This window comes from Pseudomonas sp. Irchel 3F3 (genome assembly GCF_900187545.1).
GTDB lineage: Bacteria > Pseudomonadota > Gammaproteobacteria > Pseudomonadales > Pseudomonadaceae > Aquipseudomonas > Aquipseudomonas fortuita.
The window spans coordinates 127,919-153,310 of the sequence record NZ_FYDS01000007.1; the positions used below are offsets into that span (position 1 = coordinate 127,919).

A 25,392-nucleotide genomic window follows, 5' to 3' on the forward strand; every position below is an offset into this window, starting at 1 on the left:
GGTATTGAAGTGGGCGCAGTCGCTCTTTATCGATCTCCACCCATGCACCCAGGGTGCGCGCGCCATAGGCACAGGAGAGACTGGCCCGAAACAGATGTGGGAGCGGCCTTGCGTCGCGATGCGCCGCGCGGGCGGCGCTCGGTCTTGCAGGCGCAGATAATGTCGTGGCGAGCACCTGTCAGCCCACCCCAATCTCACGACAAACCCCCATAAAAAAGGGAGAGCCGAAGCTCTCCCTTTTTTCAACAACCCTCAGCCTCAGCCAATGGTCATCAAGCTGGCATTACCGCCGGCAGCAGCAGTGTTCACACTCACCGCCCGCTCAATCACCAACCGCTCCAGCGCAATCTGGTGATCCCCGCTGGACAGCCCGTGCACACCGACGATGGCACCAGCACGCTTGGCCACCTGCTGGCAGACGCTGCGCAGCTGGTCCGAATCGCCATGGTGAATCACGGCGTCGAACGCCACTTCATCCTTGTTCCAGTCTGCCACCAGCTTCACCTTGGCCTGCAGCTCACGCGGCAGGCGGGCACGCAGGGCTTTGCCAGGCTCGCTGTCTGCCCACACCGCCGAGCTGCCGACGGCCAGTACGGCGGCCAACTGCGCCAGCAGGTCAGCCTCGTTGTCGGCCAGGCACAGCACGTGCTCACGCGGCAGGATGGTGTAGCTGTTGCGCTCGCCGGTCGGGCCTGGCAGCAGGCGGGCGATGCCGCTCTGCGACTGGCTGGCGAACTGGTCACAGAGCGCAGCCAGGTCGGCCAGTTGGTTGCTCTGGGCCCAGGCCTTCAGGCCGTGCAGCGGCTTGACCAGCTGTTCGTGCAGGGTGCGGTCTGGCTTGCCTTCGCCGTCCTGCTGCTGGAAGTGGCGGCCAATGGCATCGGCCGGGCGGGTCGACAACAGGCGGTACAGGTACAGTGGGCCGCCGGCTTTCGGGCCGGTGCCAGACAGGCCTTCACCACCGAACGGCTGCACGCCCACCACTGCACCCACAATGTTGCGGTTGACGTACATGTTGCCGGCGTTGGCGGTTTCCACCACCTTGGCGATGGTCTCGTCGATGCGGGTATGCACGCCGAGGGTCAGGCCGTAGCCGGAGTTGTTGATCTGCTCGATCAGTTGGTCCAGGTTGCGGCGGTTGTAACGCACCACGTGCAGCACCGGGCCGAAGATTTCACGCTTCAGTTCGTCGAAGCTTTCCAGCTCGATCAGGGTCGGCATCACGAAGGTGCCACGTTTGACCTCGGTCGCGTCGGCAATGGCCACCTGATAGACCGCGCGGCCTTTCTCGCGCATGCTCTGGATGTGCTTCTCGATGCCGGCCTTGGCTTCGGCGTCGATCACCGGGCCAATGTCCACGGCCAGGCGGTCAGGGCAGCCCAGACGGCTTTCGGCCATGGCGCCCTTGAGCATTTCGATTACGCGGTCGGCGGAGTCTTCCTGCAGGCACAGCACGCGCAGGGCCGAGCAACGCTGGCCGGCACTGTCGAAGGCCGAGGACACCACGTCGATCACCACCTGCTCGGTCAGCGCCGAGGAGTCGACGATCATCGCGTTCTGGCCGCCGGTTTCGGCAATCAGCGGGATCGGGCGGCCCTGGTTGTCCAGGCGGCCGGCGACGTTGCGCTGCAGCAGGCGGGCAACCTCGGTGGAACCGGTGAACATCACGCCTTTAACGCGCTCGTCACCCACCAGGCCGGCGCCGACGGTTTCGCCGCGGCCCGGCAGCAGTTGCAGCACGCCCTCGGGGATGCCGGCTTCCAGCAGCAGGCGCACGGCCTGGGCGGCGATCAGCGGGGTTTGCTCGGCGGGCTTCGCCAGCACCGGGTTGCCGGCAGCCAGGGCCGCAGCTACCTGGCCGGTAAAGATCGCCAGCGGGAAGTTCCATGGGCTGATGCACACCACTGGGCCCAGGGGGCGGTGGGCGTCGTTGCTGAAATCGTTGCGTGCCTGCACGGCGTAGTAGCGCAGGAAGTCCACGGCTTCACGCACTTCAGCGATGGCGTTGGCGAAGGTCTTGCCGGCTTCGCGGATGAGCAGACCCATCAGCGGCTGGATTTCGGCCTCCATCAGGTCGGCGGTGCGTTCCAGAATGGCAGCGCGCTCGGCGGGTGGGGTGGCCTGCCAGATCGGCGCGGCGTTCAAAGCGCACTGGATGGCGTTGTCCACGTCGGCAACGGTGGCTTCCTGTACATGGCCGACCACGTCGCGGTGATCCGCTGGGTTCAGTACCGGCGCGGCAGCGCTTTCACTGGCGGCGCAGGCCAGCATCGGGGCGGCCTTCCAGTCGTTGTGAGCGGTGGCCAGCATGGCGCAGGACAGTGACGCCAGGCGGTGCTCGTTGGCCATGTCGATGCCGGCCGAGTTGGCCCGCTCAGTGCCATACAGGTCGCGCGGCAACGGGATACGCGGGTGTGGCAGGCCGATGTTGCCTTCCTGGGTGCCCATGCGCTCGATGCTGGCGACCGGGTCGGCGACCAGTTCCTGAATGGAGATCGAGTGGTCGGCGATGCGGTTGACGAACGAGGTGTTGGCGCCGTTTTCCAGCAGACGGCGTACCAGGTAGGCCAGCAGCGTCTCGTGGGTACCAACCGGCGCATAGACCCGGCACGGGCGATTCAGCTTGCCATCGGCAATCTTGCCGACCACTTGCTCGTACAGCGGCTCGCCCATGCCGTGCAGGCATTGGAACTCGTATTGGCCCGGGTAGTAGTTCTGCCCGGCAATGTGGTAAATGGCCGACAGGGTGTGGGCGTTGTGGGTGGCGAACTGCGGGTAGATGGCTTCTGGTACGGCCAGTAGCTTGCGGGCGCAGGCGACGTAGGAAACGTCGGTGTACACCTTGCGGGTATAGACCGGGTAGCCTTCCAGGCCTTCGACCTGGGCGCGCTTGATCTCGCTGTCCCAGTAGGCGCCTTTTACCAGGCGGATCATCAGGCGGTGGCGGCTGCGCTTGGCCAGGTCGATGACGTAGTCGATCACGTACGGGCAGCGCTTCTGGTAGGCCTGGATAACGAAACCGATACCGTTCCAGCCCGCCAACGACGGCTCGAAGCACAGGCGCTCGAGCAGGTCGAGCGACAGCTCCAGGCGGTCGGCTTCTTCGGCGTCGATGTTCAGGCCGATGTCGTACTGCTTGGCCAGCAGGGTCAGCGACAGCAGGCGCGGGTACAGCTCTTCCATCACGCGCTCGTACTGGGCGCGGCTGTAGCGCGGATGCAGCGCCGACAGCTTGATGGAGATGCCCGGGCCTTCATAGATGCCGCGGCCATGGGAGGCCTTGCCGATCGAGTGGATGGCCTGCTCGTAGGAGGCCAGGTACTTTTGCGCGTCGTGCTCGGTCAGTGCGGCTTCGCCGAGCATGTCGTAGGAATAGCGGAAACCCTTGGCCTCGAAGCGGCTGGCGTTGGCCAGGGCTTCGGCAATGGTCTCACCGGTGACGAACTGCTCGCCCATCAGGCGCATGGCCATGTCGACGCCCTTGCGGATCATCGGCTCGCCGCTCTTGCCGATGATGCGGGTGAGCGAGGAGGTGAGGCCGGATTCGTTGTGGGTGCTGACCAGCTTGCCGGTCAGCAGCAGGCCCCAGGTGGCGGCGTTGACGAACAGCGACGGGCTGTTGCCCAGGTGCGGCTGCCAGTTGCCGGTGCTTATCTTGTCGCGGATCAGCGCATCGCGGGTGCCCTTGTCGGGGATGCGCAGCAGGGCTTCGGCCAGGCACATCAGCGCCACGCCCTCCTGGGACGACAGCGAGAACTCCTGCAGCAGGCCCTGGACGATGCCGGCGCGACCGCCAGCACTCTTCTGATTACGCAGTTTTTCGGCAATGCCGGCGGCCAGCTTGTTGGTGGCTTCGGCCAGCGGTGCGCTCAGGCGCGCCTGTTCCAGCAGCATCGGCACCACCTCTTGCTCGGGGCGGCGGTAGGCGGCGGTGATTGCCGCGCGAAGTACCGACTGCGGCAGGATGCTCTCGGCAAATTCGAGGAAGCACTGGTGGCTGTGGTCGGCCGGGATCTCACCGGCATCGTCGACAAGGTTGCCGACATGGCCGTTAAGTTCGGTCAGGGTGGCACCACCCTCAAGCTTCTCCAGATAATTGAAGATCGCTTGCTTGATCAACCAGTGCGGCGTGCGGTCAATGGACTGCGCAGCTGCTTTGAGTCGCTCACGGGTCGGGTCGTCGAGTTTGACCCCAAGGGTGGTAGTCGCCATTTCTTATCCTCGTTATTGCCACGGCTGTGGCCTAAGCTGGCGCCAAGAGTAGCTGTAGGACAATTCGGGTGCAACCAGGTGCAACCGCATTTTTTTGCGCTATAGGTGCAACTCGTCTGACAGACATTTCCATGCCCTTCAATAAGGGCTTTAAGGGTGAGTTTTCTTATGAAAAACCCCTGTGATGCTCCAAAAAGGAGCAAAAAAGTGCCTCCTACGGAATATTGACGAGCGGGTGCAACTTCCAAATGAAAAATGGTTGCACCTGCTTTGCGTTGTTGCATAGGATTCGCCGCCTGGGTGCAACCGTCACGACTATGGTTGTGCATGAGATAAAAACAAACGCCAGGGCACACGCATGGGCAATCCACTTACGATCACTTTCGTGGTCTACATCGCAGCAATGGTACTGATCGGCTTCGCCGCCTATCGCGCCACCAACAACCTTTCCGATTACATTCTGGGTGGTCGCAGCCTGGGTAGCGTTGTTACAGCGCTGTCTGCCGGGGCATCCGACATGAGCGGCTGGCTGCTGATGGGCCTGCCGGGCGCCATCTACTTTTCGGGCCTGTCCGAGGCCTGGATCGCCATCGGTTTGACCGTTGGTGCTTACCTGAACTGGCTGTTCGTCGCTGGCCGGTTGCGTGTCCAGACCGAGCACAACGGCGATGCGCTGACTCTGCCGGACTACTTCTCCAGCCGATTCGAAGACAATAGCGGCCTGCTGCGGATTATTTCGGCGATCGTCATCCTGGTGTTCTTCACCATCTACTGCGCTTCTGGCATCGTTGCCGGTGCCCGCCTGTTCGAAAGCACCTTTGGCATGTCTTACGAGACTGCCCTGTGGGCTGGCGCCGCAGCGACCATCGCCTACACCTTCGTCGGTGGTTTCCTGGCGGTGAGCTGGACCGATACGGTTCAGGCTTCGCTGATGATCTTCGCGCTCATCCTGACCCCGGTGATCGTGCTGATTTCCACGGGCGGTTTCGACACCACCTTTGCTGCCATCGAGGCGGTGAACCCAGCCAATTTCGACATGTTCAAAGGTGCTACCTTCATCGGCATCATCTCGCTGATGGGCTGGGGCCTGGGCTACTTTGGCCAGCCGCACATCCTGGCGCGCTTCATGGCCGCCGATTCGGTGAAATCGATCGCCAAGGCTCGCCGCATCTCCATGACCTGGATGATCCTGTGCCTGGCCGGTACCTGCGCCGTGGGCTTCTTCGGCATCGCCTACTTCTCGGCCAACCCTGACCTGGCGGGCCCGGTCACCGAGAACCATGAGCGTGTGTTCATAGAGCTGGCCAAGATCCTGTTCAACCCATGGGTCGCTGGCGTACTGCTGTCGGCCATTCTTGCGGCGGTAATGAGCACCCTGAGCTGCCAGTTGCTGGTGTGCTCCAGTGCATTGACCGAAGACTTCTACAAGGCCTTCCTGCGCAAGAACGCTTCGCAGCTCGAGCTGGTGTGGGTCGGTCGCCTGATGGTGCTGGCCGTGGCCCTGATTGCCATCGCCATGGCTGCCAACCCGGAAAACCGCGTGCTGGGCCTTGTGGCCTACGCCTGGGCTGGCTTCGGTGCCGCCTTCGGTCCGGTGGTGCTGATTTCGGTGCTGTGGAAAGGCATGACCCGAAACGGCGCGCTGGCCGGTATCGTGGTGGGTGCACTGACCGTTATCCTGTGGAAGCAGATCGATACCTGGGGCCTGTACGAAATTATCCCGGGCTTCCTGCTGGCGAGCATCGCCATCGTTTTGGTGAGCAAGCTGGGCAGCCCCTCCAAGGCAATGGTGCAGCGCTTCGAGACGGCTGACGCGGCGTATCACGCTGACAAGTGATGAGTGCTGGGTAGGCAACGAGTACGGCCCGAACAACAGCGTTGTTCGGGCCGTACTCGTTTGTAGCGGATGATTGCTTACAGGGTGAACTCGCACCGCGTTGGTTCGAACGCACCGGCCACACGTGGCACGATCAGGGCTTCATACTTGCCAGGGCCATGCCGGTCCAGGCCAACCTCCCATTCGTCGGATTTCGAGCTTGGCACTACCAGTGTCTCAGTAACGCCTTCAGGGTTCTTGAGTTTGAGCTGGGCGGTATAAGGCACATTGTCCAGGCCCAGTTTGCCGTGCAGGCGGTTTTGAGTTTTATCGTATTGGATGGAAGCTTTCATTTCATTTGCTCCTGGTTGGTGGAGACTCGATTCTTGGGATTTGCAGGGGCGCAGCGAATCAGGAATTCATTCCGGACGATGAGGGTTTTCATGGCTTCTCAACGGCGCGAGGGCGCTTGCGGTTGATTGCTGCACCTGACTCCGCCTGCAAGGCAAGGTAAACTTGCCACCCCCGCAGGAGTTGCCATGAACTATCGTCACGCCTTCCACGCCGGCAACCACGCCGACGTCCTCAAGCACATCGTGCTGACCCGCCTCATCGCCTTGATGTCGCGCAAGGAGCAGCCATTTGCCTACATCGATACCCACGCTGGGCTTGGTCTGTACGACCTGCAAGGCGACCAGGCAACCCGGACCGGCGAGTACCTGGAAGGCGTCGCCCGCTTGTGGGGCCGCGATGATGTGCCCGCCATGGCTGCCGACTACCTGCGCGTCATCAAGCGCCTGAACGCGGACGGCGAGCTGCGTTACTACCCCGGTTCGCCCGAGCTGGCTCGCCGCCTGATGCGCCAGCAAGACCGCGCCCTGCTCAACGAAAAGCATCCTGAAGACGGGCCGCTGCTCAAAGAGAACATGAAAAAAGACCCGCGTGTGGTCGTGCACCTGGGCGAAGGCTGGCATGTGCCCAGGGCCCTGCTACCGGTGCAGGAAAAGCGCGCGATCATGCTGATCGACCCGCCGTTCGAGCAGGCCGATGAGCTCAAGCGCTGCACCCATTCCATGAAAGAGGCCATCAGCCGCATGCGCCAGACCGTCGCGGCTATCTGGTACCCCATCAAGGACCAGCGCTCGCTGACGCGTTACTACCAGGACCTGACCAGCACTGGCGCGCCAAAATTGCTGCGGGTCGAGCTGTATGTGCACCACCAGGACAGCCCGCAGGGCCTTAATGGCTCGGGCCTGGCCATCGCCAACCCGCCATGGGGCCTGGAAGAAGAGCTCAAGGAGCTGCTGCCGTGGCTGGCCAAGGAGCTGGCGCAGACGGACGGTAGCTATCGCATGGACTGGCTCATCGCCGAATAGTATTGCCTGCCTGTACTGGCCTCATCGCCGGCAAGCCAGCTCCTGCAAGTACTGCATCTCCCTTGAGGGCAGCGGTGTTCCTGTGGGAGCTGGCTTGCCGGCGATGAGGCCAGTACGGGTTGCCGCGTTGCGCGCATGTTTGCGTTATAATCCCGCCCTTTAGCCGCCACCCGCCCATGAGGCCGCTGGCGCATTTTTACCGAATGAAGAGGCTAATCCCTTGGCATTGACGATTCTTGGCCTGTCCGGCGCCCTTAGCCATGACCCTTCCGCGGCCCTGTACATTGACGGCAAGCTGATTGCCGCCGCCGAAGAAGAGCGCTTCGTGCGTGACAAGCATGCGAAGAACCGCATGCCCTACGAGTCGGCGAAGTTCTGCCTGGAGCAGGCAGGCATCAAGCCGTCCGACGTCGACGTGGTAGCCATCCCGTTCGCCCCGATCAGCCTGTTCGGCAAGGCGCGCTGGCACTATGCCAAGCGCTATTGGTACGCCCCGGATCGCGCCCTCGATGCGATCCTGATGGGCAACCGTCGCTACAAGCGCTATCGCAAGAAAATCGTCTGGTGCCTGGAGCAGCTGGGCTTCGACCCGAAAAAGGTCAAGATCGAGCCGGTCGAGCATCACCTGGCCCACGCCTCCAGTGCCTACCACTGCTCTGGCTTCAAGGAAAAAACCGCGATCCTCGGCATTGATGGTAAAGGCGAATACGCCACCACCTTCTTTGGCTACGGCGAAAACGGCAAGATCCACAAGATCAAGGAATTCTTCGACCCGGACTCCCTGGGTGGGCTGTACGGTGCGATCACCGAGTTCCTCGGCTTCGAAATGCTCGACGGCGAGTTCAAGGTCATGGGCATGGCGCCGTACGGCGACGCCAGCAAGTACGACTTCTCGCGGCTGGCCAGCTTTGAAAACGGCGAACTGGTGATCAACACCGATTACGCCAACGTCATTGGCCTGCGCCGCTATAAAGAGAAGGGCAAGGGTTTCTACTTCTCGCCGAAGCTGATCGAATGGCTGGGCCCCAAGCGCGAAGGCGACATCGCAGACGAGCCGTACATCCATTACGCCGCCAGCATGCAGGCGCTGTTCGAGAAGCTGGCGCTGCAGATGATCGACCACTACCTGGGCGACACCCTGCGTGAAACCGGCAAGCTGGCCTTCGCCGGCGGCTGCGCGCTGAACGTCAAGCTCAACCAGAAGATCATCGCCCGCCCGGACGTGAAAGAGCTGTTCGTCCAGCCGGCCTCCGGCGACGCCGGTACTGCTGTCGGCGCCGCAGCCTATGTTTCCCACGCCCGCGGCGTACCGGTGGAGAAGATGGAGCATGTGTATCTCGGCCCTTCGTACTCCAACGAAGACGTGATCGCCGCCTGCGCCCGTCACCCGAACCAGCCCAAGTGGCGCAAGCTCGACAACATGCCGCAGCAAATCGCCCAGATCATGGTCGACGGCAACCCGGTGGCCTGGTTCCAGGGCCGCATGGAGTTCGGCCCGCGCGCCCTGGGTGGCCGTTCGATCATCGGCTGCCCGAGCGTCGAAGGCGTGGCTGACCGCATCAACCACCAGATCAAGTTCCGCGAGCGCTGGAGACCTTTCTGCCCGTCGATGCTCGACACCGTCGCCCCGCAGATGATCAAGGTCGACCACCCGGCACCGTTCATGACCTTCACCTTCGAAGTGGCTGAAGAGTGGAAGACCCGCGTACCGGAAGTGGTGCACGAGGACGGTACTTCGCGTGCCCAGGTGCTCAAGCGCGAGTACAACCCGCGCTACTACGACATGATGAAGGCGCTGGAAGACCTGACCGGCAATGGCGTGTCGCTGAACACCTCGCTCAACCGTCGCGGTGAACCTATGATCTGCTCGCCGACCGATGCCCTGAACATGTTCTTCGGCTCGGACCTGCAGTACCTGATCATGGAAGACATCCTGGTGGTGAAGGACGGCGCGGCCGCCTATGACCAGCCGCTCTGAACCGCGCATCCTGCAGTTCTGCCATGGCTATGACGGGCCGTTCCTCGACTGTGCCCGTCAGTACGCCAGCCTGTTCCAGGGGCGTGGCTACCAGGTCACCACGGTGTTCCTCACCGGTGCCGCCGACCCGCAGGTGGCGGCCGGTTGCGCGTCTGACGAGGTGCTGTTCCTTGAGTTCAGCTCCAAGGCCGTGCGTGGCCTCAAGCTCGGTGCCATCCGTGCCTTGCGGCGCATTGCGGCCGAGCGCAACTTCGCCTTCTGCATTGCCCACCGCTTCAAGCCCATCTACGTGGCCCTGCTGGGCACCGGCCTGCCGGTGATCGGCGTGCACCATGCCTTTGGCGACTATGAGCGCAAAGGCCGCCGGCTGTTCGCCAACCTGTTCAGCAAGCGCCTGAGCCTGCTGGGCGTGTCAGACGCGGTGCGTGACGACATGCGCCGCTGCCTGCCACAGTGGCCAGCCGAACGCATCCAGACTTTGTATAACCGCATCGACATCGACGCCCTGCAAACGGCCCTGGTGCCGCGCGCCGAGGCTCGCCGGGCTCTGGGCCTGGACACGCAGGCGTGGGTCGTCGGCAATGTCGGTCGCCTGCACCCGGACAAGGACCAGGCCACTTTGTTGCGTGGTTTTGCCCAGGCGCTGCCCAAGCTGCCGGCCGGCGCGCGCCTGGCGATCCTCGGCAAGGGCCGGCTAGAGGCCGAGCTCAAGGCCTTGGCCGCCGAGCTGGGGATTGCCGGCCAGGTGAGCTTCCTGGGCCAGGTGCCGGATGCACGCCGCTACTTCGAGGCATTCGATGTGTTCGCCCTGAGCTCCGACCACGAGCCGTTCGGCATGGTCCTGCTCGAAGCCATGGTCGCTGGCGTACCGGTGCTGGCCACGGCTTGCGGCGGGGCTCGTGAAGTGGTCGAGGGTGTGGGTGTGCTGTTCCCGTTGGGCGATGCTGCCCAGTTGGCTCAGGGCCTGGAGCATATGGCCACGCTGAGCGCCGAACAGCGCCAGGCCTGTGCTGAGCACATGCTGCAACGCCTGCGTGAACGCTTCTCCGACCAGGCGGTACGCGAGACCTTCTGGCAGTTGCCGCAGGTACGTGCACTGGTGGGGCAGGCTTGATGCTCAATCGTATCCAGGCCTTCCGCGAGCGCGGGTGGCAAACGATCGACGCCAAGGCCTACGCCGAGGCATGGGCGCGTTTTGGTGGCAGTGTCGCCACCCATCCGCTGGTGGTAGAGCAACTGGCTGACCTGGCGCAGATCCCGGTACGTTACCTGGGCTGGTATCAGGCCGGCGAGCTGAAAGCCGCCATCCCGACCTGGGGGCGCCACCTGGCGCTGGCCAAGGACGTGCTCAAGCGTGCCGGCAAAAAAGCCCTGTTCGACTTGGGCAATGCCGAAATCATCCTGCCAGCTGCGGCCGATGCCGCTGCACCGTTGCGCCATACAGCACGCTACCTGTCCGAACTGAGCCAGGGCCGTTTCACGGGCCTCAAGGAGCAGAAGGAACAGCTGGCGATGGCGCGGGCGCACGAAGACCTGTCGAAGAAATTCCGCTACAACCAGCGCCGCGAACTGCGCCTGCTGGAAGAGGCGGGTGGCGTGGTGCGCCCGATCAGCGACTTCAGTGCCCAGCAAATCGCCAGCATGTACTGCGACCTGTTCCAGCGCCGCTGGGGCTTCCCTGCCACCGGTGCCGAGCGCATGGCCGAGGTGCTGGAGCGTCTGCGCGAGTTGCTGATCGGCTCTGTGCTGATGCTGGACGGCAAGCCGATTGCCATCCAGCTGGTGTACCGCGTCGAAGCGCCGGACTGGGTCAGCGTCGAGTACATCAATGGCGGTGTAGACCCTGAAACCAAGGCCTTCAGCCCAGGCAGCGTGCTGAGTTTCCTCAATACCCAGGCCGCCTGGGAAGACGCCCGGGCGCGCAACAAGCCATTGCGGTTCTCGTTCGGCCGTGCCGACCGCGAATACAAGGACCGTTGGTGCAACCCTGTGCCGGTGTATCAGGCGTGAGCCGTAAGCAGCAGTTGCTCAAGCGCCACCGGCGCAACAAGCGTCTGGCCTTGCTGGCAGGCCTGGTTGCGCTGGTCGCCCTCGGTGTACTGGCCTGGTGGTGGCTGCCGCTGTTGCTGTTGCCGCTGCTCTGGGCCGCCCACGAGGCCTGGTTTGCCGACCACCTGTTCTACGCACCCGGCGAGGACTACGCCTACGACTTCGGTGAGCAGGCGCGGCAAGTACCTGCCAGCCTGCACGCGGGCCTGCTCAAGGCCGACTGCGTGCTACAGGGCGATGAAACCCTTGTGCTTGAGCTGCGGGTAAAAGGCAGCTGGCTCGGTCGGTTCCTGGACCCGCAGGTCGCGCTGCTGGCGGGTGAGCAGGCCGATCGGCAAACCTTCGAGCGTGGCGTCGATGGCGTGCGCTTCCTCAACCTGACCGGCCTGGCTGCGCCGCTCCAGGCCGGCGCATTGCGCCTGCGTGGTCGCCATTGCCGGCTGCTGGGCGAGCCGCGTCTGTGGATAACGCCGGCGGTCGAACTGCAACGGCGCCGGGTGATGGTGATTGCGCCGCATGCCGACGACGCCGAGCTTGCTGCGTATGGCCTTTACAGCCAGGCAGATGAAACCTGGGTAGTGACGCTGACCGCCGGTGAAATCGAGGCCGAGCACTATCAGCAGATGGGCCTGGGCAAGGCCGAGGCCGCGCGCCTGAAGGGCCGCCTGCGCGCCTGGGACAGCATCGCCGTGCCGCGTTGGGCCGGTGTGCCGGAGTCGCGTTGCGTACAGCTGGGCTACTTCTGCCTGCAGTTGCCTGCCATGCAGGCCGCGCCAGAGCAGCCTGTTGCGTCACGCGAGGCCGAGCTGGCCGATATCCGCGTATTTCGCCAGTTCAACCCGTTCCCGCTGCCGGCCGACAGCGATGGTGCGCCAACCTGGAACAACCTGCTGGCCGACCTGCGTACCTTGCTGGAAATGGCCAGGCCGCAAGTCCTGGTAATGCCGCACCCGCAACTCGACCCGCACCCCGATCACATCTGCGCTCAGGCAGCGGTGCTGGAGGCCTTGCAAGGCCTGGCCTGGCAGCCACAAACCCTGCTGTGCTACGCCAACCACCTGCATGACAACGACCGCTGGCCCATGGGCGACAGCGGCGATGGTGTGGCCTTGCCTCCGCAGTTGAGTGGTGTGCAGGCCTGGGCACCTTGCAGCCTGGTCCTGGACGTGGCTACCCAGCACGACAAGGCCATGGCCCTGGGCATGATGCACGACCTGCAGCCGGCCCCGCCATTCAAGCGCCGCCTGCGCCGCTTGCTGCAACGCTGGCTGGCCGGACGGCGGCCGTCGCCTTATGGGGAGAACGAGTTCTTCCGCAAGGCCGTGCGCCGACACGAACTGTTCTGGCGGCGCGAGCTGTAAGTACGCCCCATGGTTGACCGCGATGGCGCAGAGCGCCCAAGGAAAGCAATGAAAGTCCTATTTCTGGTGCAGAAGGAACAGCGGGCGATTCTCGACCGCCTGTACGATGGCGTCGCGGCCAACTGCGAGTGCGACCTGCGTTGGCTGACCAGCGAAGACCAGCGCAACCTGCGTCGCTACTTCAAGCGTGAAGTGCAGGTCGAGCGTTATGACCGCATCGTGTTCTTTCTGCGCTTCAAGCAGGAAATCCGTCAGGTGGCCTTCATCCGTACCGTACCGAACCTGGTCATCCTCGAGCACGACGCCTACCAGAACTACATCCCGTGCAAGTACACCGGCAAGTTCAGCGCCCATTACCGCCAGTTGCCATGGGCGCGGGTGATCAGCTCTGGCTACATGGTCAGCGAGCGCCTGCGCCAGGAAGGTTTCGATGCGGTGTTCGTGCCCAAGGGCTATGACGAGCAGTTGCTGGCCGACCAAGGGCGTGAGCGCGACATCGAACTGGCCTTCGTCGGCAGTGTCAACAGCGTGGCCTACAGCGGTCGCAAGGCGCTGCTGGATGAGTTGGGGCAGGTCGAGAACCTGCTGGTCACCCGCACCAAGTCGGGTGAAGACTACTGCAACACGCTCAACCGTATTCGTTTCTTCGTCAGTGCCGACGTCGGCATGGGCGAATACATGATCAAGAACTTCGAAGCCATGGCCTGCGGCTGTGTACTGCTGGCGTACGACCAGGGCGAGGAGGAAAACCGCGCGCTGGGCCTGGAAGACATGCACAACGTGGTGTTCTATGACAACATCCCGACCCTTCAGGAAAAGCTCCGCCGTTTGCGTGCAGACCCAGAACTTGCCCGGCAGATTGCTGAAAATGGCCGCCATCTGGCGGTTTCCCGTTTCAGTTTCGCCGCCGTTGGACGTAGCATCGTCGACCACATGCGCCCGGCGCTCAGGCCCCACCCGCCGTTGTCTGCGTGGCAGCGGCTACGCCTGACGCTGGGCATCTAAACAAGAGCTTTCGCGCCCAGGAGCGGGTGTTGAAAGCCGATAGTCGCAATGCGGAGGGAGTCCGGTGCGCTTTTCAGAAGAAAGTGATGTCACGCTCGTCGTGACCAGTTGTGGGCGGTTCGATCTGCTCAAAGACACCCTTGAGAGTTTCGATCGCTACAACACAGCGCCCATTCGCGAAGTGTTCATCACCGAAGATTCCGGTGACGATGCCGTGCATGCTGCGGTGCCTGAGCACTGGAGACCGTACTGCAAGGTGTTCGTCAACCGGCCCAAACTCGGCCAGTTGCCCTCGATCGACCTGGCCTACAGTCACGTCACGACGCCTTACATCTTCCACTGCGAAGACGACTGGCACTTCTACCGCCAGAGCTTTGTCGAAGACTCGCGGGCTATCCTGGATGCCAGGCCTGACCTGCTGCAAGTGTGGCTGCGCAGCCATGCCCATGACCTGGCTATCCACAGCCCTTACATTCACCTGGGCGATCGCCAGGTCATTGCCGGCGTGCCGTGTTATCCGCTGCTGTCCGACAAGGCCGAATGGCAAGCGTTTTCGCTCAATCCCGGCCTGCGTCGATTGAGTGATTATCAGCGCTGTGCGCCATTCGCCGCCTATGCTGGAGAGAAGGCGCTTTCCCGACGCTACGCTGAGTTTAATTTGACAGCGGTCACCTTGGAAGGTGATGCAGTGTTGCACACTGGCTTTGGCAATCACGTGACCTTGCCCATCGAAGTGGCGCGCAAGGCCAAACGTCGTCAACGTGATCGTATCAAGCTGGCATTGACGCTGGTGACAGGTGCTTTGATCGGCATGGGTATCACCCTTTTTGTTCAATGAAGTCGCTGTCCCACCTGACATGAGCGGGAGAGGGCCCATGAACATCGTCAATATGATGTGGGCGGGTGGAACGCCGTACATGTCCATCCACAAGGTGCATCGGCAAGTGCTGTCGCACGCCGGCACCGATGCCCGGATCAGTAACTGGTTGCTGCTGGGTAGCGGGCTGTGCTGTGGGCTCGGTTCGACACGGGAGTGGCACATGCCGCCACGAGCTCTGAAAGGGCGGCACCTGTGGCGCCTGCTGCGGCCGTGGTTGCGCATGCGCTTGCGCAAGGGGCTGACAGAGGCCAAGGCCGAAATCGTGCTGCTCGATGGTATTGGGGTTGCGCGGCTGGTATTGCCGCTACTGCGGAACATTCCCCATGTTCGGGCCAAGGTGCTGTTCCATGGCAAAACGCGCCTGAACAACAGTGACATTCGCCTGTTGCGCATGTTTCCGGGCGAGCGGCTGAGCATCGCGGCCGTGTCGCATACGCTGGCCAAATCGCTGGAACATGACCTGGGCAGGCCAGTGCAGACCCTGCGCATGGCGCTCGACCCGCTGGCGTTCGTCGAACCGTTGCTGAGCCGGAACCAGGCCAGGCAGGCGTTGCAGCTGCCTCAGGCCGACGGGGTGATGCTGGGCGCGGTAGGGCGGTTGGTTGAAAGCAAAGGATTTGAAATGCTGATCGAGGCCTTCGCCAAGGCCAGTGCGCGGCAACCAGGCCTGCAGCTGGCGATTATCGGCGAGGGGCCACAGCATGCCTTGCTGCAGCAGCGTATCAATGCGCTGGGCCTGGCTGGGCGCGTGCATCTGCGCGGTCACCGCGAAGACCTGCAGCTGCTGTATCGAGCGTTCGACTGGCTGTTGGTGCCCTCGCGTTCCGAGGGCTTGGGGCTGGTGGTGCAAGAGGCTGTGATGGCCGATGTACCGGTCGTGTGCAGTGACCTGCAGGTGTTCCGCGAACAGTTGTGCGACACCGGGGTCTACCTGCCCATCGCCGACGAAAGCGCCTGGGCTGATGCGATCGAGCGTTGCACAGCCCTCAGCGCCCCGGCGGTTGCCGCGCGGCAGCGTCAGGCACTGGCGCCGGAGCAGGCCTGGCAGGCGTTCTGTACCGGCTCACAGAGCCTGTTGCGCAACTGACGCTCAGCGCGCCAGCAGGGCTGCCTCGAAGGCGGCGAGGGGGAACTGGTCGCCCAGGTTCTCCCGCTCGATATAACGCACCATGTGCTGCACATTGCGACGAATCATGCGTGCCGAGAGCGGCGGGCGCAGGAAGCGCATGTCGGCCACATCGATCAGGCCCAGGTGCTGGTCGGGGGTAACCACCACATTGCCCAAGTGCAACGAACGGAAGTACACGCCACTGCGGTGCAGCTGGCGAACCAGCTGGATCAGTTGCGGCAGGTAAGTATCCCAGCTGAAGCCGTCATCACGCGACATTTGCAGCAAGGTGCGGCCGGGTAACGGGCGGTACAGCACGGCAGTGCGGCCTGGCACGTCGAGCTTGTGCTGGCTGATCACTTCGAGCGTGGGGATACCCAGTTCCGCCAGCCGCGCGGCGTTATCGACGAATCGCTGGGAGTATGGGCGCAGCAGTGCAGATGAAATCAGCCGCTTCCTACGAAAAACCTTTAGGAAATTACCATCCGCGAGCAGGTAGACTTTGGCGCCATGGCTGTCTGCCTCAAGCACCTGTGCGCCTTGTGTCAGCTGATCGAAGTCGACCTGGGTGAGCCGGGAGCATTGCATGAATAGAGCCTTGTCGTCTGGCGAGCAAAATGACCGGCAATAATGCCGAAAATAATGTTCTAGCACCATGGATGGTGTTTTTGATTCATCGGGGGAAATGGATGCTGTATCAAAAAAACTGGGCGCAGGCCTGGCTGGGATTGGGTCTGGTCTGGTTTCTGGCAGCGATTGCCCTGGCGCCGAGCAACAAGATTTATCAGCAAGGCCTGGTGCTGTTCCTGTGGCTACCGACATTGGTGCTGGCATGGTCCGCCCGCGAGGTGCTGGTGCAAGGCTGGAAGCGTCAGCCGGCGCTATGGATGAGTGTGATGGTGCTGTTGGCCTGGAGTGGCTTGAGCCTGGCCTGGTCGCCCGCAGAGGACACGGGGCGTGAAATCAAGCGGCTGCTCTACATTCTGGTATTCCTGCTCGCGTTCCCCTTGTTGGCTCAGCTTGGCCTTGCGAGGATTCGCCAGCTGTTGCTGCTAGGGAGCGGCCTGCTGGCCCTCGCTGCGCTGGTGTCGATCATCAATTTCTACTGGCTGCAGGGTGAGCCGTTGCTGGTCCGCCTGGCCGGGATTGGCGAGATATCACACCCCATTCTGGGCGCTTATGTCGTTGGCTCGGCCGTTCTTTTCCTGCTGTATGAGCCGCCGCAGCAGCGTGGCCCGCAGCTGTTGTGGGTGCTCGCACTGGCTTGTCTTGGCGCGTTTGCCGTGCTCAGTCAAAGCCGTGGCGCGCTGTTGGCCCTGGTGCTCACCGTCATGATCGCACCGCTGTGGTTCCGTGACCGCCACAGCCGGGTGTTCGCCATCCTGGCAGTCATTGCAACCGGCTTTGCCTTGTATGCGGCGTATGACCTGATCGCCGAGCGCGGTTCATCCTACCGGCCAGAAATTTTCCATGCCGTGGTCAACATGATTGCCGCGCACCCCTGGACAGGCCTGGGCCTGGGGGCTGACTACGATGTCAGTGCGGTGGGCAGGCACTTCGACCACACCCACAACATGTTCACCCACGTTGCCGTGGAGATGGGCCTGCCTGGCATGCTGCTCTGGGTCATGGTGTGGTTGTTCACCTTGGGTGAAATCATCCGCGCGCGCGGTACCCTGTTCGGCAAGCTCCTGCTGGGCTTATGGGTGTACTCGACACTGGCCATGCAGTTCGATGCCGCCAGCCTTACCGGTACGCCACGTGCAGAATGGTTCATCAGCTGGCTGCCTGTTGGCCTTGCCATGATGCTGCCATGGGGGCGTGCCGAAAATGACGCCTGTGGTAAAATTTCCGGTTCAACCTGAACAGCGAGCTCGATAATGGCCGAAACACCGCGACCGGCGGAGCACACCTCCAGCCTGAAGATCTATTTCCGGCTGTTGGGCTATGTGAAACCCTATGTCGGCATTTTCCTGCTGAGCATTGTCGGTTTCGTGATCTTTGCCTCGACCCAGCCGATGCTGGCCGGCATTCTCAAGTACTTTGTCGATGGGCTGAGCAACCCTGAAGCGGTGTTGTTCCCCAACGTCCCCTACCTGCGCGACCTGCAATTGCTGCAGGCGGTGCCGTTGCTGATCATCCTGATCGCTGCGTGGCAGGGCCTGGGGTCTTTCCTTGGCAACTATTTCCTGGCCAAGGTTTCCCTGTGCCTGGTGCACGACCTGCGCGTGGAGTTGTTCAACAAGCTGCTGGTACTGCCCAACCGCTACTTCGACAACCACAACTCCGGGCACCTGATTTCGCGTATCACCTTCAACGTGACCATGGTCACCGGTGCTGCCACCGATGCAATCAAGGTGGTCATCCGTGAAGGCCTGACCGTGGTGTTCCTGTTCGCCTACCTGTTGTGGATGAACTGGCACCTCACCTTGGTCATGGTCGCCATCCTGCCGGTGATCGCGGTAATGGTCAGCATCGCCAGCAAGAAATTCCGCAAGCAGAGCAAGAAGATCCAGGTGGCGATGGGTGACGTCACCCACGTCGCGTCGGAAACCATCCAGGGTTATCGCGTTGTCCGTAGCTTCGGCGGCGAGGCTTACGAAGAGCAGCGGTTCAGCAAGGCCAGCCAGAGCAACACCGACAAGCAGCTGCGCATGACCAAGACCGGCTCCCTGTACACGCCAATGCTGCAGCTGGTGATCTACAGCGCCATGGCGGCGCTGATGTTCCTGGTGCTGTTCCTGCGTGGTGAGTCCACCGCCGGTGACCTGGTGGCCTATATCACTGCTGCCGGCCTGCTGCCCAAGCCGATTCGTCAGTTGTCGGAAGTCAGCTCGACCATCCAGAAGGGCCTGGCAGGTGCAGAAAGCATCTTCGAGCAACTGGACGAAGAGCCTGAACTGGACACCGGTACGGTCGAGAAGGACCGTGTGGAAGGCCGCCTGGAAGTGCGCAACCTGAGCTTCACCTACCCAGGTACCGAGCGTGAAGTGCTGAGCGACATCAGCTTTGTCGCCGAGCCAGGGCAGATGATCGCCCTGGTTGGCCGCTCTGGCAGCGGCAAATCGACCCTTGCGGCGCTGATCCCGCGCTTCTATCACCATGACCAGGGGCAGATCCTGCTCGATGGTGTGGAGATCGAGAACTACCGCCTGCGCAACCTGCGCCGCCACGTTTCGCAGGTGACCCAGCACGTTACCCTGTTCAACGACACCGTGGCCAACAACATCGCCTATGGCGATCTGGCAGGTGCCCCACGCGCAGACATCGAAGCCGCTGCGGCCGATGCCTACGCCAAGGAGTTCGTCGACCGCTTGCCGAAGGGCTTCGATACCGACGTGGGTGAAAACGGCGTGCTGCTCTCTGGCGGCCAGCGCCAGCGCCTGGCCATTGCCAGGGCACTGCTGAAGAACGCGCCGCTGCTGATTCTGGATGAGGCCACCTCGGCCCTGGATACCGAATCCGAGCGGCACATCCAGGCTGCCCTGGACCATGTGATGCAAGGCCGTACCACGCTGGTGATCGCCCACCGTCTGTCGACCATCGAGAAGGCCGACCAGATCCTGGTCATGGACCAGGGCCGTCTGGTAGAGCGCGGCACCCATGCCGAACTGCTCGCGGCTAATGGCCATTATGCCCGCCTGCACGCCATGGGCCTGGATGAGCCGGTCAAGGCCGATATCACCTGAGTCCTCCCTCATCGGGGCCGTAACGGCCCCGATTGTCACGGGAATTTTCCGGGGGCGATCTGGCCATAAAGCCGTCGACTACCCTGTGCTAATATCCTGCCCCTGTTCATTATTTCCATATGGGTTGCCCATGAAGTTGTCCATGCCGCGTTTCGATCAAGCCCCGGTTCTGGTGGTCGGCGATGTCATGCTCGACCGCTACTGGCATGGCGGTACTTCGCGTATCTCGCCTGAAGCGCCAGTGCCGGTGGTCAAGGTCGATCAGATCGAGGATCGCCCCGGCGGCGCGGCCAACGTTGCCTTGAACATCGCTGCGCTGGGCGCACCGGCGTCGCTGATCGGCGTTACCGGCCAGGACGAGGCCGCCGACAGCCTGGCCAACAGCCTGCAGGCTGCGGGGGTGCGGTCTGTGTTCCAGCGCATCGCGCACCAGCCGACCATCGTCAAGCTGCGGGTCATGAGCCGTCACCAGCAACTGCTGCGTATCGATTTCGAAGAGCCGTTTGCCACCGACCCGCTATCGCTGGGTGCCGAAGTCGACAGCCTGCTCGAAGGTGTCAAAGTGCTGGTCTTGTCGGACTACGGCAAGGGTGCTCTGAAGAACCACCAAAGCCTGATCCAGGCGGCACGGGCCAAGGGCATTCCGGTGCTGGCCGACCCCAAGGGCAAGGACTTTTCCATCTACCGTGGCGCTAGCCTGATTACCCCGAACCTCAGCGAGTTCGAAACCATCGTCGGCCGTTGCGCCGATGAGGCCGAACTGGTTGCCAAAGGCTTGCAGCTGCTGCAGGACCTGGACCTGGGTGCCGTGCTGGTAACCCGTGGCGAGCATGGCATGACCCTGCTGCGCGTTGGCCAGCCTGCGCTGCACCTGCCGGCGCGGGCGCGCGAGGTGTTCGATGTGACCGGTGCCGGCGATACCGTCATCTCCACCCTCGCCGCAGCCATTGCCGCGGGTGAGGACCTGCCCCATGCGGTGGCCCTGGCCAATCTGGCGGCAGGCATTGTGGTCGGCAAGCTGGGTACCGCTGCGATCAGCGCCCCCGAGCTGCGCCGCGCAATCCAGCGTGAGGAAGGCTCCGAGCGCGGCGTGCTGGGCCTGGAGCAATTGTTGTTGGCCATCGATGATGCGCGGGCGCACAACGAGAAGATCGTCTTCACCAATGGCTGCTTCGATATCCTGCATGCCGGGCATGTCACCTATCTGGAGCAGGCGCGCGCCCAGGGCGATCGCCTGATCGTCGCGGTCAACGACGACGCCTCGGTCAGCCGCTTGAAAGGGCCGGGCCGGCCGATCAACAGCGTCGACCGGCGTATGGCCGTACTGGCCGGGCTGGGCGCGGTGGACTGGGTAATCAGCTTCCCGGAAGGCACCCCGGAAAACCTGCTGAGCCAGGTCAAGCCGGATGTGCTGGTCAAGGGGGGCGACTATGGCATCGACCAAGTGGTAGGCGCTGATATCGTCAAGGCCTATGGCGGCACCGTGAAGGTGCTGGGCCTGGTCGAGAACAGCTCGACTACCGCGATTGTCGAGAAGATTCGCAAGAACTGATACAGCCAGGGCCTCTTTGCGGCCCAATCGCCGGCAAGCCAGCTCCCACACGCACAGCGCAGGCCTTGAGTCCTGCACAGGCCTTGTGGGAGCTGGCGTGCCGGCGATTGGCTGCGCAGCAGCCCCAGGGACTCACTTGTGAAGTGAGGTGCGGGCGCGCTCCAGCAGCGCCCGGGCCTTGTCGCCAAACCGCTGCAGGTGCGACGCCCGCGCCGGCTTGCTCTCCACCAACCCCTGCTGTTTGACCCAGTCCTTCCAGCGCACCCGCTCCTCCGTCACCACCCAGCCTTCCTGCCGGGCAAAACTCTCGGCCAGATACAGCCCGCGTGTGCTCGCCGGCACCAGCTCATCTTTTTTCAGCGTATACAACTCCGCCACTGGCTGGCCGTCCTTCAACGGCATCAGATACAGGTCTGGCCGCTTGCGGTTGAGGCGGGCTTCCAGTTGGTCACCCTCCAGTCGCTCGTCGACATGGAACAAGCTGAGCTTCTTGGCTTCCCGAGGCACCTGCAGACGCATGTCGTAGATCAGCTGGAGCGACGCGGTGGGCAAGTGCACGTAGGCCCGTGGCCGCTCCATTAGCATCAGCTTGCTGCAGTGCACGGGGCGGGCGGCACCGGACTGTGGGGTAAGCACGAAATGTGGCGTTTCGCGGTAGTGCAGGGCGGCGGCGTAGGGCACGGGCAGCCAGGTGTCGTTGAAACGCCCGCCCAGCCAGCCTTCCGGGGTTTCCAGCAGGCATTCCTCGGCCACTTCCTGAACCGCCGTGTGCAGCGGGAGGTTCAGTTCTTGCGCCGGCACATAGCCAGAAATCAGTTTCAACACCACATCGCCCCGGTCTTGCCGACGCTGACGTACCAACACCCAGTAATCACGGTTTTGCCAATGCAGGGTAAGCCGCACCGACACACCCAGATTGGCGAGTTCGACCACGAAGTGCTGTGTGTCGGGCAGCTGAATGGCCTTGCGCCGCTGCTGGGTCTGGGCAAAGTTCAGCGGCATGCCGATGCTCTGATAGGTCAGGCCTTCGGGCGTTGCCTCGACATGCAGTGGTAGTGTCTTGAAGTTGCTCGGGTTTTTGCGGATCAACGTTCGCGCCACGAGGCTCCTCCTTGCGTCGGGTCGTACCTCTGGCCCTTGGGCCAGGGGTAACTCAGTGCTGGCCCAGGATACGGGCGACGGTGGCCACGTTGTGGGCCAGGTGCAGCGGATTGATGGTGCCGACGATAGCACTGCTGACACCCGGGTGGGCGAACAGCAGCTCGAAGCTTGCCTGCACCGGGTCAACGCCCGGGGCCAGGCAGATATGCCCGCTGGCCAGGGCCTTCTTTACCAGGATGGCCTTGCCGTGTTCGGCAGCGTAGTCCAGCACCGGGCGTTCTGCCTGTTCGTTGAGGTTATAGGTGACCATGGCACAGTCGCCTTGCTCCAGCGCTTTCAGGCCGCCTGCCACGGTCTTGCCGGACAGGCCAAAGCCGAGGATCTTGCCCTCTTGCTTGAGCTCCGCCAGGGTCTGGTAGACCTCCTGCTGTTCGAGGATGGCCAGGTCGTTGCCGTCGGAATGCACCAGCACCAGTTCGATGCGGTCGGTTTCCAGGCGGCGCAGGCTGCGCTCCACCGAACGGCGGGTGTGGGCCGCACTGAAGTCGAAGTGCGACAGGCCGTTGTCGAATTCTTCGCCGACTTTGCTGACGATTACCCATTCATCGCGCTGGCCGCGCAGCAGCGGGCCCAGGCGTTCTTCGCTGCGGCCATAGGCGGGGGCGGTGTCGATCAGGTTGATGCCCAATTCGCGGGCCTGTGCCAGCAGCATGCGGGCTTCGTCATCGCCGGGGATGGTGAAGCCGGTGGGGTATTTCACGCCCTGATCTCGGCCAAGCTTGACTGTGCCCAGGCCTAAGGGGGACACCTTGAAGCCGGTGCTGCCCAGGGGGCGGTGGAAATCGTGCAACGTAGGCAGGGTCATGGCAGCAGTTGCTCCCAGGCGGGTACACCCAGCGGTGGACGTGGCAGGCCGGCCAGGTCGGCTTGTGCCTGTGGGCGGATGCCGTCGCGCTCCAGGTTGGCGATTACCCGGTCGCTGAAGTCGGGTGCTAGAGCCAGCTTGGTCGGCCAGCCCACCATCAAGCGTTGCTGGTCGGCGAGGAATGCGTTGTCCGGGCGTACCAGGCCCGATTGTGCGGGTTCTGCACGGTCGACTCGCAGGGTGGCCCAGCGCACCTGGCTCTGGTCGACCCAGGGCAGCAGGTTGGCGATTTCCTTCTGCGCCGCAGCAATCTGAGCGGCAGGTTCGCGCGCCACGCCTTCGGCTTCGGCCAGGTCACCACCGAGGTACCACACCCACTGGCCATCTGCCGCCGGGTGGGTGGTCACCGTCACGCGCGGCTTGGGCCCGCCACCGAGGCAGTGGGCGTACAAGGGTTTGAGGTTCGGTCCCTTGGCCATGACCATGTGCAGCGGGCGGGTTTGCATGGCTGGTTGGTGCAGGCCCAGCGCCTGCAGCAAACCTTCGGTGCCGGCACCGGCGCTTGATACGATGCGTTGGGCACGGATTTCCCGGTCGTCCACGCGCAGGCCGACCAGCGCATCACCTTCACGCAACGGTTCGATGTGTTCACCTGCCAGCAGGGAGTCGCCGGCCAGCTCGGCCAGGTTGGCCAGCAGGCTCGGGACATCGATTACCAGTTCCGCCAGGCGATAGACCTTGCCTTTGAACGCGCGGTCCTGCAATGCGGGCGGCAGATGCTCACCTTTGACCTGGTCGACCCGGCCGCGCACGGCCTTGCTGGCGAAGAAGCTGGTGAGGTTCCCGGCCAAGGTCCCCGGCGACCACAGGTAGTGGGCATCGGATAGCAGACGGGTACGCCCCAGGTCGAGTTCGCCGTCGCCAGCCAGGGCCTCGCGCCAGCGCCGTGGCATGTCGGCGATGGCTTCCGAAGCGCCGGTCAGGGCGCCGTGCAGGGCGTACTTGGTGCCGCCGTGAATAATGCCTTGAGACTTGATGGTCTGCTCGCCGCCGAGGCTGGCGCGTTCCACCAGCACGGTCGAGTAGCCCAGGCGGCGCAGCCGGGCATTGAGCCACAAGCCAGCGACCCCGGCGCCGACGATCAGCACGTCAGTGGAAATGGCGGTTGGCATGGATTACCTCCAAGGTTGGACAGCTGGGCAGTATACAAGCTAAGGCCGTGCCTCTGTGTGCCCAGCCTTCTGATAGTAGCGCGCTGCAGCAGGGGGATGATTCGAACTACATGTGGGTTTGCTCAGTACTTCCTTCAAGTCGGCATGGCAACTGTCATATTTGCTAGTTTCGAGTTCGCGAGGGGGGGGTTACGCTGGATTCTCGGTTGTCTATCGCTTTGAATGGCGTTGAAAATACTGAGGGTAAAAATATGAATAGTCTTATTCATCTGACTGATTTCTCGCTTCAGGCAGGCGTTGATTACAAAGAAAAAGATATTCTTAAATATGGTTTGAATGGGTGGCGGCTTTATAACCAGTCTGCGCTCGTGAAAATTCAGGAGGATCCTGAAAAACCAGAACAAGGTTCTGTCCTGCGGTTTGGCAGTAGCGGCAGCGAGGGGCCTCTGCGCCCAGGAATCATAATGTATAAAGTGATTTCGGGTTTTCCGCCTGGCTATAAACTGAAATTCGCTATGACCGCCAGGCGCCAGGGTGCTTATAATCAACCTAGATTGTCATTTCATTATAACGGCACCATTCTCAAGACAGGTTTTCACTTAAAAGATGATTACGATCATTATTTTGGAGAATTTACTGTCCGTGATGACGTAACCATACTCGCGATAGAGAACTCGATTACCGAAACTTCTGGGAATGATTTTTTCATTTCGAAATTGGAAATTCGGCCGCAGGGGGTTGGTGAGATATCCGACGAGGGGTGATTCCAATTTCCGAGTGTTTTTTATGTTGCCGGCGCGGCCATTTACTAGCGTGCCGGCAATTTTTTAGAGCGTTCAATGTCCAGCTGATTTCGAGTAGAGCTGAATTATCACCACGCCTGCAACAATCATCGCCATTCCCACCATTGCCGGTAGATCCAGCTTCTGCCCGTATATCACCAGCGCCGCCACGCTGATCAGCACAATCCCCAGCCCCGACCAGATCGCATAGGCGATGCCCACCGGAATGCTGCGTACCACCAGCGTCAGCATCCAGAACGCGATGCCGTAACCCACCACCATCAAAAGCAAAGGCAACGGCGTGCTCAGGCCTTTGACCGCTTTCATGGAGGCAGTGGCGACGACTTCGGCGCAGATGGCGATAGCGAGATAGGTATAGGCGTTCATGATGCGTTTCTCCGGTGACTGGTCGAGCATTCTAGACGCGCCCTGGATGCGGTAAAGTC

The 25,392-nt window shown here is 62.4% G+C and carries 20 protein-coding genes; 13 read left to right on the forward strand and 7 right to left on the reverse strand.

Going from position 1 to position 25,392, the window contains the following annotated elements; genetic code table 11:
- Nucleotides 1–258: 258 nt before the first annotated feature.
- Nucleotides 259–4,212, reverse strand: coding sequence for a trifunctional transcriptional regulator/proline dehydrogenase/L-glutamate gamma-semialdehyde dehydrogenase (gene putA, locus CKW35_RS16685; RefSeq protein WP_095116429.1), 3,954 nt, complete (start codon nt 4,210–4,212; stop codon nt 259–261).
- A gap of 358 nt (nt 4,213–4,570) precedes the next feature.
- Here putA and putP point away from each other — a divergent pair, with 358 nt between their 5' ends.
- Complete coding sequence (gene putP, locus CKW35_RS16690) at nt 4,571–6,049, forward strand: sodium/proline symporter PutP (RefSeq protein WP_023046986.1); 1,479 nt, start codon at nt 4,571–4,573, stop codon at nt 6,047–6,049.
- Nucleotides 6,050–6,126: 77 nt separating this feature from the next.
- On the opposite strand, the gene CKW35_RS16695 is transcribed toward putP, so the two are convergent.
- The gene (locus CKW35_RS16695) at nt 6,127–6,381 is read right to left on the reverse strand and encodes a hypothetical protein (protein ID WP_016489492.1); all 255 of its coding nucleotides are present in this window, start codon (nt 6,379–6,381) and stop codon (nt 6,127–6,129) included.
- A 186-nt stretch (nt 6,382–6,567) separates the two neighbouring features.
- On the opposite strand from CKW35_RS16695, the gene CKW35_RS16700 reads away from it, so the two are divergent.
- The 8 genes from CKW35_RS16700 (at nt 6,568) to CKW35_RS16735 (ending at nt 15,764) form a co-directional block, all read left to right on the forward strand.
- Nucleotides 6,568–7,404, forward strand: coding sequence for a 23S rRNA (adenine(2030)-N(6))-methyltransferase RlmJ (locus CKW35_RS16700; RefSeq protein ID WP_016489491.1), 837 nt, complete (start codon nt 6,568–6,570; stop codon nt 7,402–7,404).
- A gap of 220 nt (nt 7,405–7,624) precedes the next feature.
- The gene (locus CKW35_RS16705) at nt 7,625–9,382 is read left to right on the forward strand and encodes a carbamoyltransferase (protein ID WP_016489490.1); all 1,758 of its coding nucleotides are present in this window, start codon (nt 7,625–7,627) and stop codon (nt 9,380–9,382) included.
- Complete coding sequence (locus CKW35_RS16710) at nt 9,366–10,496, forward strand: glycosyltransferase (protein WP_016489489.1); 1,131 nt, start codon at nt 9,366–9,368, stop codon at nt 10,494–10,496. The genes CKW35_RS16705 and CKW35_RS16710 overlap by 17 nt, the downstream gene beginning before the upstream one ends.
- Nucleotides 10,496–11,392: an antimicrobial resistance protein Mig-14 gene (locus CKW35_RS16715; protein ID WP_016489488.1), complete on the forward strand. Its 897-nt coding sequence runs from the start codon at nt 10,496–10,498 to the stop codon at nt 11,390–11,392. Before CKW35_RS16710 ends, CKW35_RS16715 begins: the two co-directional genes overlap by 1 nt.
- Complete coding sequence (locus CKW35_RS16720; protein WP_016489487.1) at nt 11,389–12,792, forward strand: PIG-L deacetylase family protein; 1,404 nt, start codon at nt 11,389–11,391, stop codon at nt 12,790–12,792. The genes CKW35_RS16715 and CKW35_RS16720 overlap by 4 nt, the downstream gene beginning before the upstream one ends.
- Before the next feature lie 48 nt (nt 12,793–12,840).
- Nucleotides 12,841–13,797, forward strand: a complete 957-nt coding sequence (locus tag CKW35_RS16725; protein WP_060516862.1) for a glycosyltransferase — start codon at nt 12,841–12,843, stop codon at nt 13,795–13,797.
- A gap of 64 nt (nt 13,798–13,861) precedes the next feature.
- Nucleotides 13,862–14,635, forward strand: coding sequence for a glycosyltransferase family 2 protein (locus CKW35_RS16730; RefSeq protein ID WP_016489485.1), 774 nt, complete (start codon nt 13,862–13,864; stop codon nt 14,633–14,635).
- Nucleotides 14,636–14,672: 37 nt separating this feature from the next.
- Nucleotides 14,673–15,764 carry a glycosyltransferase gene (locus CKW35_RS16735; protein WP_095116431.1) on the forward strand — a complete coding sequence of 364 codons (1,092 nt, stop codon included), beginning with the start codon at nt 14,673–14,675 and terminating at the stop codon, nt 15,762–15,764.
- Between the two features lie 3 nt (nt 15,765–15,767).
- Here CKW35_RS16735 and CKW35_RS16740 read toward each other — a convergent pair whose 3' ends face one another.
- Nucleotides 15,768–16,373: a hypothetical protein gene (locus CKW35_RS16740; protein WP_016489483.1), complete on the reverse strand. Its 606-nt coding sequence runs from the start codon at nt 16,371–16,373 to the stop codon at nt 15,768–15,770.
- A 101-nt stretch (nt 16,374–16,474) separates the two neighbouring features.
- On the opposite strand from CKW35_RS16740, the gene CKW35_RS16745 reads away from it, so the two are divergent.
- The 3 genes from CKW35_RS16745 (at nt 16,475) to hldE (ending at nt 21,026) form a co-directional block, all read left to right on the forward strand.
- Nucleotides 16,475–17,650, forward strand: coding sequence for an O-antigen ligase (locus CKW35_RS16745; RefSeq protein WP_095116433.1), 1,176 nt, complete (start codon nt 16,475–16,477; stop codon nt 17,648–17,650).
- Between the two features lie 15 nt (nt 17,651–17,665).
- Nucleotides 17,666–19,474, forward strand: coding sequence for a lipid A export permease/ATP-binding protein MsbA (gene msbA, locus CKW35_RS16750; RefSeq protein ID WP_016489481.1), 1,809 nt, complete (start codon nt 17,666–17,668; stop codon nt 19,472–19,474).
- 130 nt (nt 19,475–19,604) lie between these two features.
- Complete coding sequence (gene hldE / locus CKW35_RS16755) at nt 19,605–21,026, forward strand: bifunctional D-glycero-beta-D-manno-heptose-7-phosphate kinase/D-glycero-beta-D-manno-heptose 1-phosphate adenylyltransferase HldE (RefSeq protein ID WP_016489480.1); 1,422 nt, start codon at nt 19,605–19,607, stop codon at nt 21,024–21,026.
- 132 nt (nt 21,027–21,158) lie between these two features.
- Here hldE and CKW35_RS16760 read toward each other — a convergent pair whose 3' ends face one another.
- Genes CKW35_RS16760 through CKW35_RS16770 form a run of 3 tightly spaced genes read right to left on the reverse strand, consistent with a single transcriptional unit; the run spans nt 21,159 to nt 24,164 of the window.
- Complete coding sequence (locus CKW35_RS16760; protein WP_023048668.1) at nt 21,159–22,127, reverse strand: hypothetical protein; 969 nt, start codon at nt 22,125–22,127, stop codon at nt 21,159–21,161.
- Between the two features lie 52 nt (nt 22,128–22,179).
- A complete protein-coding gene (locus CKW35_RS16765; RefSeq protein WP_016489478.1) occupies nt 22,180–22,992 on the reverse strand; it encodes an aldo/keto reductase in 813 nt (270 codons plus the stop codon).
- Nucleotides 22,989–24,164, reverse strand: a complete 1,176-nt coding sequence (locus CKW35_RS16770) for an FAD-binding oxidoreductase (RefSeq protein WP_095116435.1) — start codon at nt 24,162–24,164, stop codon at nt 22,989–22,991. Before CKW35_RS16770 ends, CKW35_RS16765 begins: the two co-directional genes overlap by 4 nt.
- A 206-nt stretch (nt 24,165–24,370) precedes the next feature.
- Here CKW35_RS16770 and CKW35_RS27995 point away from each other — a divergent pair, with 206 nt between their 5' ends.
- Complete coding sequence (locus CKW35_RS27995; RefSeq protein ID WP_054833304.1) at nt 24,371–24,928, forward strand: hypothetical protein; 558 nt, start codon at nt 24,371–24,373, stop codon at nt 24,926–24,928.
- Between the two features lie 72 nt (nt 24,929–25,000).
- On the opposite strand, the gene CKW35_RS16785 is transcribed toward CKW35_RS27995, so the two are convergent.
- Entirely contained in the window at nt 25,001–25,333 is a 333-nt protein-coding gene (locus CKW35_RS16785; protein WP_024717360.1) for a multidrug efflux SMR transporter, read from the reverse strand.
- Between the last annotated feature and the right edge of the window lie 59 nt (nt 25,334–25,392).